Source organism: bacterium (assembly GCA_035505375.1).
Taxonomy (GTDB): Bacteria; Hydrothermota; Tepidihabitantia; order Tepidihabitantales; family Tepidihabitantaceae; genus UBA2258.
The window spans coordinates 1-10606 of sequence record DATJQV010000043.1; the positions used below are offsets into that span (position 1 = coordinate 1).

Genomic DNA, 10606 nt, shown 5'->3' on the forward strand with positions numbered 1-10606 from the left:
GACGTCGGTGACGTTGATCTGCTCCTGCGCCAGCAGCACCGAGCAGAGGCAGGCGACTAAAAGCAATGGAATCGCTGTTTTCCTGGTCATAGTTTCACTCCCCCAGCAGCAAGGTGAACGTTCGTCCGCCCTGCTCCAGTGTTACGTTGTCACTCTCGATCTTGACTACCTTCTTGCCACCGATCTCATCTCCGACCTGCAGGATCTGGTCGTTGACCAGCGCGTACGGCTTGTCGCCTCCGAGCGTGACCGCCTTCAGTTTGAGATTAGCCAGTTCATTCACCGTGACCCAGTCGCGGACGAACGGGTCCGCGCCCCAGGTTACCGGCGGCAATACCTTCGGCGCCAGCGCGCCGGTTGTGTCCGCAGGCTTTGCGGCTGTCTTCACGGCCGTCGGTGCCGGCTGCGCCGCTTTGGCCTTGGCGCTGGTCGCCTTGGCCTTGGGGCCTGCTGCCTTGGCCTTGGCGCCCGTCGCCTCGGCTGCCGCTGCGCTCACGCCCCTGATCTCCGGCTGGGGCCGGAGCACGAAGGTGTAGAACGCCAGCACCGCCACGGCTATGCCCAAAAGAACAAGAATCTTCTGTCTCAAGATACCCCTTTCTGCATCAGGATGCCGGCAGACGCTCTACCAGAACATCGCATCAATCTACTTTCCTGAAGTCGGGACATACGACGCAGGCACCAGGCTCTCTCCGACTCGAACCGTGCTCTGCTTGCCGAATGCCTCAATCACAATGCGGTCGGGACTGATCTGGACTATCTTCCGCCCCAGCACGACGTCGCCGACCTGCACCTTTCGGCTGTCGACCAGCGCATAATTATCGTTGCCGAGCGCGACGATTGCCTTGAGCACGTACATCGCCGCACCGGCGCGGGTCGCGCCGCCGTGTCGGCCGCGGGCTCGGGCAAGCATCTGGGTCTTTTGTCGCGCCTGTCGCTTCATTTCCTTCTTGCGGGCCCGCTCGGCGTCACGGATCTGCTGCGCCTTCGCCTTGCGATCCGCCAGGGTGCTCGCCTTGAGCGTCCCGGCTACCTTGCCGGCTTTCGAGGTGGTGCTGCCGCCGGCCTTGTGAGTCGCGCCGGCGCTGCCACCGAACTGCGAAGAGTCAGCGAGAGCGGCCGTGTTCTGCGTCTGCGCCGCGCCGCCCTTCGGCCGCAGCAGAAAGAAACCGGCGATGGCCACGACGACAACCAGCCCTATTACAAGGACGATCCTTCTCATAATTTGCCACCCGTGGTCAGGCTCGAAGCAACCAGATTGACCAGCAGCTTGGCCTCGACTTCCGGGCGGATGTCGTCGCGCGCGGTGACTTCAAAGTCCGGCACGCGCACGAAATACGGGAACTTGTCGAGGCTCTCAACGTACTGGCCGATGTCGGTGTAGCGGCCCTGAACCGTGACCGTAAACGGCACCGCGCGCAGCGGCGTAGTCGGGGTCTCCTGCAGCATCAGAGTGTCGAGCGAGGGCGGATCGATTTCCATGAACTGCACCTTCCGCTCCGTCGCCATTTGCGCCAACTGCCGCAGCATCGACAGCATCTGCGAGCGCGGGACTACCCGCGCGATGAACTTGGCGTTCTCCTTCTGCAGTTCGGCCATGCGCTGGCGCAATTGGCCGATGCCCTGAACCCGGGCTTTCGTGTCATCGAGCTGCTTCTGCAACTGGGCAATCTGGGCGGCGTTGTCCTGCCGCGCCTTCATTCGCGGCTGGTACAGCGCAAACCACGCTGCGATTGCAAGAACAACGTAGACCCCCAGACCGATAAGCAGTATGCGTCTCTCAAGTAATGCCATGGTTCACTCCGTTACGCACTGGATTTCGAACTCCAGGACTGATGCGCCCTGGAGCGTACTCCGGTTCTTCGACATAAGCTGAACCTGCTGAAGTCCGGGGCTGTTCTCGAGGTCGATCATGAACTGGGAGAGGTCGATGTCGAGCAGGAAAGGTTCATCCGACACCATCCCCGTCATCTTCACCTTGTTCTGTCCGGTCAGAGCCAGGGAACTGAGCTGGATATTGGCCGGCACCATCGTCGTCATCTGGGCGAGCACCGGTACCGAGATGATCTGCTCGCCGACGACGCCGGTCAGACTCCGCTGCTTGGTCTCCATGTCCTTGACCTGGGTTTCGAGCGCGAAGTACTCCTGGTTCGCGTCCTCGGTAGCCTTGAGGTCGCGCTTCAAGCGGGCGACCTGCGCACTCGATGCCTGCGACCAGCCGGCCAGCAGGACGTACACGACGGCAAGGACTGCCACCCACAGAATGCCGAGGCCGACCGCCAGCCGGATGTCCCGGGCGACAAACTTCCCGGTCTTCATCTCCACCGGCAGCAGGTCGACCGCAGTGTGGTCGGAGAACAGGCCCAGCGCCGCGACCAGCCGGTATCCGGCCTCAGCCTCCGGCGCCGTGCCCTTCTTGTACAACCCGAAGTCCTTGAACGGGTCGAAGAGCTGGGCGGTAATGCCGAGGCTGGTCTGGATGTATTCGCGCAGGCCCTTCATCGCGGCGGTGCCGCCGCAGAGCAGGAGCCGGTCGATCTTGGTTTCGCCGAACTCACGACGGTAGTAGTCGATGGAACGGTTGATTTCCGCCACGAAGCGCTCGAGCGCCGGCCGCTGCAAAGTGGCCAGTCGCTTCGCCATGATGCCGGACGGCAGCCGTTCGGTAGAGTCTTCCGACGGCAGGCCGTACTTCCGTTTCATGTTCTCCGCATCGTAGGCGTCGAGCGCCAGCTGCCCTTCCTCGGTCGTGATGGCCACCGTCATGGCTTCGGTGATGGCGTTGCCGGCGGTCGTGATCGTCCGCGCAAGGTCAAGCCGCTCGCCCTTCATGAAGATCATGTCGGTAAACTCGGCGCCGATATCGAGCAGGCAGACGGTCTCGTCCGGCCGCACCCGGCCGTACTTCCTCACCGCCGCCTGCAGGGCGAAGGGAATCACGCTGATGCCGGACGGCTCGAGGCCGGCCTTGCGCAGCGTCGAGATGTGGTCGGACACTATGTCCTTCCGCGCGGCCACGACCATGACGTTGTCCTTGATCGCACCGGCCTCGCGCACCGGACCGAGGGCCTTGAAATCGAGAATCGCCTCGTCGATGGTGAACGGCGAGTACTTCTCCAGCCGGAGCACGATTGCATCCTTGAGCTCGCGGCGGTTCATCTTCGGGAACGGGGCCTGGCGCAGACTCACCGACGGCCCCGACACGAAGCTGAACACCTCGCCCGGTCGGTAATCCTTGACCAGTTCGCGCAGGATGGAAGGTACGTCGAACGCCTCGCCGATCTCCTTGAAGCCGTAATCGGTGATGCGGCCGCCTTCCAACTTCACGAACTTCACCGAATTGGAACCGATATCAATGCAGAGCGTGCCCTTGCCGCCGCCGCCGAACAGGTTGCCGAAGACGCTACCGGTTGCCAATATTCCTCCTTATGTCAATCGTCACGATGGATTCGGAACCGTGAACACTATCTCCGAGCCATCACTGAAGCCTATCTTAAACTGCTGTCCAACCACCTTGGCATCTGCGCCGCTTCCATCCTGATTCTGGTTGAAGTTCAGGAAATTGATTATCACTTGTCGCGCCATGCTGGCTGGAACTGTCACCGGCGTGAAATTAATAGCCCCCCCCGGCCCCACGCCGAGGGGAGGCGAGTAGGATGTTCCGTCGATGATGAACGTCATCATGTAGGCATTGGACGGGGACGTAATGAACTGCAGCGAATCGATGGTAATATCCTGCTTCTGCTCGTTCCCGATCACGATATAGAAGCCCGTGCTGTCCAGCTTCGGTACCGGCTGCCCGACAAGCACGAGCTTGGTCCAGAATGACAGGTTGAACTTCATGTCGACGACCGTTCGGGAGCGCGGCTGGCTCGTCACCCAGCGCGTGAGCGTCTCGCCGGACATGATTGCTTGCAGCTTGTGTATGCCCATCGGCACGCCCTGAAACCCGGTGGGCGAACCCGGCGAGAAATTGTAGTAGCCGCCGGCGGTCGGGATCAATGAGTCATACGCCTTCCCGTGGAGAATAGGGTTGTTGTAGTAGAACCTGATGCTGATGCTGCTGTCAAGGGTTGACCCCGGCGGGTTGCCATCCGCGTCGGATAGCGTGCCGGTGATTGTGTTCTGGCTCAACTGCGGCAGTGAGTCGGCCAGACGCATGGTCATCGAGTACTTGCCATTGCCCGTACTCATGAATGTGCCGGAACCAGAACTGAAACTGTAGCTGTTCCCCCATCCGTCCTTGAGATAGTCGGAGTCGGGTTCGACGCCGGTCGGATGCAGATAAGGGCCGTTCCAGATCGACGCGTCGCTGGTATTGGGTCGCTCAAGGAGGTCGAGCGGGACATCCGGCAGCCGTTCCATGTCTCCGAAGAAGCCGAAGTCCACCCGCCTCCCGTCATACGTAAGGTCCGGGTTACCGACCGCTGCCTGGACGAGCTTGTTCATCGCCTTCGTGGTCTGGTCAAACAGACCCCGGTCCCGGGTCGCGTCGATGGTCCTGAGCGCGACTGTGCTCAAGATACCGATGATGAGCAGCACGACCATCAACTCCACTAGGGTGAAACCCGGTCTAGATTCCGTCTGACACTTCCTTGTCATGGTACGCTTGGAAGATCATTCCAGTCTAGTCCGAGACGCATGTTGATACCCTGCATCCCGATACCGGGATAGACGGGAACATCTCGTGTCGTCATCACTGTGACGGACGGTGTTCCTGCACTGACATACATCGCCACGAGCCGCACCGTCCCCTGGGCGATGCCCGTGAACGTGAAGCTGGATGCGCTGGGACCAACGGCGATATAGCTCGAATCCATCTTGCCCAACACCGGCCTGTAGACTATCACCTTCAGGTTACCTATATAGGGAGACGAAGGACTCAGCGAGCTGCCGTGTTCATCGATAATCTGGCCGGATATGTTGTTCTCCATCAGGGCGCCATACGAGTAGATGAGATTGTCGGTCTGCCATCTTGTCGGGTCCACGAACCCGCGCCCGCCGTGGCTGCGCAGGAAAAGGCTGTCCTTTCCGTATGCCTGGTATCCGTAGATTATCGTGTCGCCCCAACCGTCAATCTCGTAAGCATTGGGAGATTCGCTGAAGGTCGACCGCAGGTACGGCCCCCGCCAGAGCGGAGAATTGGGAGGAGCGACCGCGAGTTCCACAAGGCTGTCCGGCATCCGGCCCATGTCGCCGACAAACCCGAAGTCGGCGCGCTGGCCGGTGACAATATAGTCGGGGTCGCCCTCGATGGCCTTGACCAGCGTGCTCAGCTTCATCGCTGTAGTCTGTGCCCGGCCCCGCTCGAGAGTTACGTCCCACGTCCTAACCGCGGCCGTCAGGACAATGCTCAATATCATGAGTACAACAAGAAGTTCGAGCAGGGTCACGCCACTGGTCCGGCCGCGAATCTGTTTCAACATCAGAACATCACTATGATGTCGTCGGTGTCCTTCGCCCCCGGAGTGCCGTTCCACAGTTGGTCCGGCCCGCGGCTTTCAATCCCGAGGGTCTCGCCGCCCACTATGTAGAGACGCAGCGTGTCGCCCCACGAGTCGTAGCGGTAACCCATGCGGCCGTCTTCCCGGACGTAGGGTCCGTTCCACCCCTTCTTTATATAGGGATCCCAGGCGGGCAGGATTCCCTTGCCGACATAGACGATGGAAGTGTATATCCCGGTGTCCGGTCTGCTGGTAGCAAGCTCGATAAGGTCGTAGGGATACCGCCCTACGTCGTTCTTGAATCCTGACGTGACCATCTCGCCGCTCATCTGGACGTCAGGGTTGCCGGCAATCGCATCACGGAGCACCCTTAATCCCTGGAGGGTCGCCACCCGCCGTGCGTTCTGCGTTATCCGGCCGGCTATCGTCGGAACGAAGAAAGCAAGGATCAGCCCCAGGACGGATATCACGACCAGCAACTCAATAAGCGTGAACCCGTGCGCGTTACGTGAAGTGCTGTTCACTTCAGGAATTATAGAATTACGCACTAGCGGTGTCAAGGATGAAAACCGCGGCATCTCTTCTCCTAACTGTGCAGCACGAATATGATCGGATCCTCATTTTGGTCGTAAGAGCGCATGGACATTCCGACCTTGTTCATTCCAACCAGCCCGTACCCCGTCGGATACTCCACTCCGTCCGGCGTCCACATGCCATACACGATCTCGCCGGGGTCGTACCCCCACTGGTCGTTCGCCCCACCCTCGTTATTGTCGCTCAGGTCGGTTTCATTGTCGTAGTCCTGGGGGTTGAAGTCGTCCGGGTCCATCCGCTGGCTCGTCCAGGGATTGAGCGGCAGCGTACCTATCTGTTGATTGTACACTCCGCCGGGGAAATCCGCACCGTAGCCGTCTTCGTAAAAATCCTCGGCGTAGTAGCCGTACTCGGAGTGAAATTCCTCGATAACCAGCTGCACGTTGTGAAGGTTCATCTTCATGGCGGCCTCACGGGCCTGCTCACGAACAATGGTGATTCGCGGAATCGTCATACCCATCAGAATACCCAGTATCAGAATCACAAGTAGCAGCTCTATCAGCGTAAAGGCTCTATCAGAGTCGCGCATAGTTTTCTCCTCGCTTCAGTTATAGGTCAATAATGCCAGTCTGTCAAGTTAAGCCGCTGGCTACTGTCGCTGGTTTGGCGGCGTCGTCGTGAGGATCTTGCCGTCTTTCAGGTAGAACTGCCCGCCGAACGGCTCCTCCGGAATCCGCTCGATGTACCCGGCCGCCGTCAATTCCCGCAAGTCAGTCGGCAACCGGTGGCGATCCTCCTGGAAGCGCTGAACCGCCTTCTGGAGCCGGTCGGTAGCCTCGGCCAGGTTCAAGTTCTTGAGTTGGCGGACGACCAGCGCCTTGAGGGCCTTGTTCTCGGTGCCCTTGAGGATGTCCAGCCACATGTCCCGGGCGGTTGCGAAGTCGCCGGCCTTGGCCTTGGCGATCGCGGCCCAGCGCGCGAGTATGAACCAGGCATTGGGCATCTTCGACGCCACCTCGAAGTATGTGCTCGCCCGGTCGTAGTCGTGCAGCAGCGTGTTGCAGATGAAGCCGGCGTCGAATGCTATCTGCCAGCTCAGCGGGTTGGCCTTCATGCCGCTGTTCAGAAAGTCCAGCGCTTCGTGCGGCTTGCCCGCATCCCAGGCCAACGTGATGGCCCCGAAGTGGTATGCTCCGATGAAGCGGTCGTCAAGGGATGTGAGGATGCCGAAAAGGTGGCCCAGCCATTCATACCTGCGGTCGGAGGTGAGGTGAAAGCCGTAGTACTGGATGGCCCGCAGCCAGACGAGGTCGGCGGCCAGGCTCTGATACTCGATCGGGGCCTCCCGCACGAACCGGCCGGAGGGGAAGTAGGTCATTTCGGCGATCGCCTTTTCCCGCATCTTGTTCTCGCCCGCCCGGTCGAGCGAGAGTTGGATAAGATAGATACCGACGAATCCCCATATGACCAGAACCGCCGGGAGTATGTGCGCCAGCGGACCTCTCCCGCCTGACGGCCGCGGGCGGGGTCCGACTTCGGTCAGTTCCAGTGCTAGAACTCCTTCCGGTTGAATATCGCCGCCGAAACCAGCATCAGCGTCGCCGCGTAGACCAGGGCGTACAGGCCCGTGAGCGCGAGCGCGTACGGGTCAAGCGGCGCGCCGTAGACGACCTCCGCGCGGATGTTGAAGTTGCTCAGGTTGGGCAGGACGAAGTAAAGGAAGTAGCTCACCGCCTTGACAACCGGGGAAGGGCTCATCGCGGCCAGCAGTCTCAGGTCGCGCGTCAACTGGCCGACGAAGTAGATGGCAAACGTAAACACCGCCCCGGTAATCGGTGTGGAGAAAGTGGAGAACATCACGGCGACCGCGGTCACGATGGCTAGTTCGAAGAAAGTCATCATTACTGCCAGCAGCAGGTAGAGCTGCACTCCGGTACCCATCAGCAGCAGGATCGCATAGAAGGCCGCGGTCATCACCGCGAGGCTCACGACCAGAACCGTCATCAGGCCGAGGTACTTGCCGAGGACGAACTCCCAGCGCCGGACCGGCTTGGCCAGCATGATATAGATGGTGCGTCTCTCGACCTCTTTGTACACGAGGCGGCCGCCGACCAGGATCGATATCAACACGCAGAACAGCGTGATCGCCGAGAGACCCAGATCCTTGATGACCTTGGCCTCCTCGCCGAGTGCCAGCGGCTGAATGACCTTGGCGCTGCCCATGACCAGGACCGCGAAGATGATCAGCGTGACGAGCACCTTGTCCCGGATCGACTCGCGGAACGTATTGAGCGCGACGCCGGACACGCGATCGATCACGAAGCCCTCCCGGCCTTGGCCACATGGGCCATGAAGTAGTCCTCGAGCGTTCGACGGCGCGGAACCAGCCCGACCACCCGGACACCGCCGACTTCGCGGCAGATGGCCATGACCCGATCCACGTCCTCCTCGCTCTTGACGGTAAGCAGCAACTCGTCACCGGACCGGATTGAGTGCTGTGAAACCCGTTCGAGGATCTTCTGCGTCTTGCCGGTCACTCCCCTGACCGTGACCTCAATCGACTCGACATCGCCCGTGAGGATCTCGCTGAGGCGACCCACTTCCACCATGCGGCCATCGATGACGATGCCGACGCGGTCGCAGATCAGCTCCACGTCGGAGAGAATATGGGTCGAGAAAAAGACCGTCTTGCCCCGCTCGCGCAGGTCGACAATGATGTCGCGGAACTCCTTGCGCCCGATCGGGTCAAGCCCGCCCATCGGCTCGTCCAGCACCACCAGTTCGGGGTCGGCGACGAGCGCCTGCGCGATTCCCATCCGCTGCAGCATCCCGCGTGAGAACCCGCGCATCTGGGCGTCGGCGGCGTGCTCCATGCGGAGCAGCCGCAGCAGCCCGGTGATGCGACCGGCCGCCTCCGACTTCGGGACCGCCGAGAGCCGCGCGGCCAGCTCCATGAACTCCCTGGCAGTCAGGTAGTCATAGAAATAGGGTGATTCCGGCAGGAAGCCGAGCCGCGCCTTGGCGGCAGCGTCGCGGGGAGGCCGGCCGAAGACAAACGCGGTGCCGGCCGTGGGTTCGGTCAGCCCCATGAGTATCTTGATCAGCGTCGTCTTGCCGGCACCGTTCGGTCCGAGGAATCCGAAGATCTCGCCCCGCTCGATTTCCAGATTTATGTCATTCAACGCCGGCACGCGTTTCATCCGAAACCCGGAAAGGTAGACTTTGCTCAACCTGACAACGCTGATCACGGGCTCGGGCAGGCTCGACATCGCAGAGCGATTATAGAAGTGGTCGCAAAAGAGTCAAGCCGGCCGCAGCCCCTGAAAAAGCGTGGGCGGGGCCGCGAAGCCCCGCCCAGTTGGCGCCGATGGAGCGCCTAGTTGTGAAGCACGAAGTAGATGTACTCTCCGGTCGTCTCATCGCGATCGAACATCGGCTCCGTTATGTCCTTACCATAACCGCAGATGCCGTACTCCTGCACAACCACGAGCGGGTTGTCTTCAGGGGTATAGCCCAGAACTGTGATCGTGCCCTGCATGTCGTTGTCTGCACCACGGTCCATGTACGGGCACGCCTCATCGTCGCTGCGAACCTCGGCGTTGAGGCCCGATTCGTCCAGCTCATCCGGGTTGTAGTTCAGGTCGCCCTGCTCCTCGGTGTTGTAGCGCTGACCGGTGTACGGGTTGATGGGAGCACCGCCGTACTTCGGCGTGCCGCTTGTACCGATCGGGTCGCCGCCCGGGAAATACGCGTAGATGATGTCCTCCTGGTCTGTCCAGTCGGATTCATCGCCGGGGTAGTTGCCCTGGTGGTCGGTCGCATACGCTTCGAGGCAGGTCTGAACCACGTGCATGTTGTTCTTGACGGATACGCGGCGAGCGCGCTCCGCGAACAGCACGAAGTTCGGGATGACGAGGGCGAGCAGGATGCCGATGATCAGGATGACGACGAGAAGTTCTATCAGTGTGAAGCCCTTCTTATTCATTTTTGGGTTTCACCTCCTCTCTTTTTTGGATTTGGAATGAGCGGGCAAACGCAACACGCGATCAGACAGCCCGGAACTTAACCGGACTGCGCGACAGTGCATCACGAATGCCATACTCGCGTAGATAATACCCCCCCGGGTATCCGTGTCAACCAAAAAAAGCGCGGAGCGGTTATTCGAGCCGCCGGTTGACACAGTCCGGACGGCAGTGCATGGGCAATGGCACCGCCGCAGGAAAAGAAAAACCCGGCAGCGACCTACTCTCCCATGCCGTTGCCAGCACAGTACCATTGGCCCTGGAGGGCTTAACGTCTCTGTTCGGAATGGGAAGAGGTGTGGCCCCTCCGGTATCACCGCCGGGAATAATCTGACTCCAGAATGTAAAAGGAGAAGAAGCAGACCGAAATCTCAAGCCGCACGGCTGATTAGTACCACTCGGCTGCACGCATTGCTGCGCTTCCACCTGTGGCCTATCAAACCTGGTAGTCTACCAGGAGCCTTCAGGGTGACTCCCCTTGCGGGGGTCACACGGGAAACCTAATCTTGGGGTGGGCTTCCCGCTTAGATGCCTTCAGCGGTTATCCCTTCCGTACTTGACTACCGAGCAGTGCCCTTGGCAGGACAGCTCGTACATCAGAGGTAC

The 10606-nt window shown here is 60.5% G+C and carries 12 protein-coding genes and 2 rRNA genes; all 14 read right to left on the reverse strand.

Going from position 1 to position 10606, the window contains the following annotated elements:
* Positions 1–94: 94 nt before the first annotated feature.
* The gene (locus VMH22_07330; GenBank protein HTW91508.1) at positions 95–589 is read right to left on the reverse strand and encodes a hypothetical protein; all 495 of its coding nucleotides are present in this window, start codon (positions 587–589) and stop codon (positions 95–97) included.
* A gap of 57 nt (positions 590–646) precedes the next feature.
* The gene (locus tag VMH22_07335) at positions 647–1222 is read right to left on the reverse strand and encodes a hypothetical protein (GenBank protein ID HTW91509.1); all 576 of its coding nucleotides are present in this window, start codon (positions 1220–1222) and stop codon (positions 647–649) included.
* The gene (gene pilO, locus VMH22_07340) at positions 1219–1701 is read right to left on the reverse strand and encodes a type 4a pilus biogenesis protein PilO (protein HTW91510.1); all 483 of its coding nucleotides are present in this window, start codon (positions 1699–1701) and stop codon (positions 1219–1221) included. The genes VMH22_07335 and pilO overlap by 4 nt, the downstream gene beginning before the upstream one ends.
* 96 nt (positions 1702–1797) lie before the next feature.
* Positions 1798–3417 carry a type IV pilus assembly protein PilM gene (pilM, locus tag VMH22_07345; GenBank protein HTW91511.1) on the reverse strand — a complete coding sequence of 540 codons (1620 nt, stop codon included), beginning with the start codon at positions 3415–3417 and terminating at the stop codon, positions 1798–1800.
* Positions 3418–3438: 21 nt separating this feature from the next.
* Positions 3439–4602 (reverse strand): prepilin-type N-terminal cleavage/methylation domain-containing protein, encoded by a 1164-nt coding sequence (locus VMH22_07350; GenBank protein HTW91512.1) that lies wholly within the window; start codon positions 4600–4602, stop codon positions 3439–3441.
* On the reverse strand, positions 4599–5426 hold the full coding sequence (locus VMH22_07355) for a prepilin-type N-terminal cleavage/methylation domain-containing protein (protein ID HTW91513.1): 828 nt from the start codon (positions 5424–5426) through the stop codon (positions 4599–4601). Before VMH22_07355 ends, VMH22_07350 begins: the two co-directional genes overlap by 4 nt.
* The gene (locus VMH22_07360) at positions 5426–5968 is read right to left on the reverse strand and encodes a prepilin-type N-terminal cleavage/methylation domain-containing protein (protein HTW91514.1); all 543 of its coding nucleotides are present in this window, start codon (positions 5966–5968) and stop codon (positions 5426–5428) included. Before VMH22_07360 ends, VMH22_07355 begins: the two co-directional genes overlap by 1 nt.
* A gap of 62 nt (positions 5969–6030) precedes the next feature.
* A complete protein-coding gene (locus tag VMH22_07365) occupies positions 6031–6567 on the reverse strand; it encodes a prepilin-type N-terminal cleavage/methylation domain-containing protein (protein HTW91515.1) in 537 nt (178 codons plus the stop codon).
* Between the two features lie 60 nt (positions 6568–6627).
* Positions 6628–7380 (reverse strand): hypothetical protein, encoded by a 753-nt coding sequence (locus tag VMH22_07370; GenBank protein ID HTW91516.1) that lies wholly within the window; start codon positions 7378–7380, stop codon positions 6628–6630.
* Positions 7381–7529: 149 nt separating this feature from the next.
* Positions 7530–8297, reverse strand: coding sequence for an ABC transporter permease subunit (locus VMH22_07375; protein HTW91517.1), 768 nt, complete (start codon positions 8295–8297; stop codon positions 7530–7532).
* Positions 8294–9247 carry an ABC transporter ATP-binding protein gene (locus VMH22_07380; protein ID HTW91518.1) on the reverse strand — a complete coding sequence of 318 codons (954 nt, stop codon included), beginning with the start codon at positions 9245–9247 and terminating at the stop codon, positions 8294–8296. The genes VMH22_07375 and VMH22_07380 overlap by 4 nt, the downstream gene beginning before the upstream one ends.
* Positions 9248–9354: 107 nt before the next feature.
* The gene (locus VMH22_07385) at positions 9355–9963 is read right to left on the reverse strand and encodes a prepilin-type N-terminal cleavage/methylation domain-containing protein (GenBank protein ID HTW91519.1); all 609 of its coding nucleotides are present in this window, start codon (positions 9961–9963) and stop codon (positions 9355–9357) included.
* Positions 9964–10207: 244 nt separating this feature from the next.
* Positions 10208–10324 (reverse strand): 5S ribosomal RNA (gene rrf / locus VMH22_07390).
* A 43-nt stretch (positions 10325–10367) separates the two neighbouring features.
* Positions 10368–10606: ribosomal RNA gene (locus VMH22_07395) — 23S ribosomal RNA — on the reverse strand; the annotation flags it as partial.

Coding starts and splice junctions, on each gene's coding strand:
- VMH22_07370 (HTW91516.1), bottom strand. CDS start 7,380: ATGCGGGAAAAGGCGATCGCCGAAATGACCTACTTCCCCTCCGGCCGG.
- VMH22_07350 (HTW91512.1), bottom strand. CDS start 4,602: ATGACAAGGAAGTGTCAGACGGAATCTAGACCGGGTTTCACCCTAGTG.
- VMH22_07355 (HTW91513.1), bottom strand. CDS start 5,426: ATGTTGAAACAGATTCGCGGCCGGACCAGTGGCGTGACCCTGCTCGAA.
- VMH22_07385 (HTW91519.1), bottom strand. CDS start 9,963: ATGAATAAGAAGGGCTTCACACTGATAGAACTTCTCGTCGTCATCCTG.
- VMH22_07380 (HTW91518.1), bottom strand. CDS start 9,247: ATGTCGAGCCTGCCCGAGCCCGTGATCAGCGTTGTCAGGTTGAGCAAA.
- pilO (HTW91510.1), bottom strand. CDS start 1,701: ATGAAGGCGCGGCAGGACAACGCCGCCCAGATTGCCCAGTTGCAGAAG.
- VMH22_07335 (HTW91509.1), bottom strand. CDS start 1,222: ATGAGAAGGATCGTCCTTGTAATAGGGCTGGTTGTCGTCGTGGCCATC.
- VMH22_07365 (HTW91515.1), bottom strand. CDS start 6,567: ATGCGCGACTCTGATAGAGCCTTTACGCTGATAGAGCTGCTACTTGTG.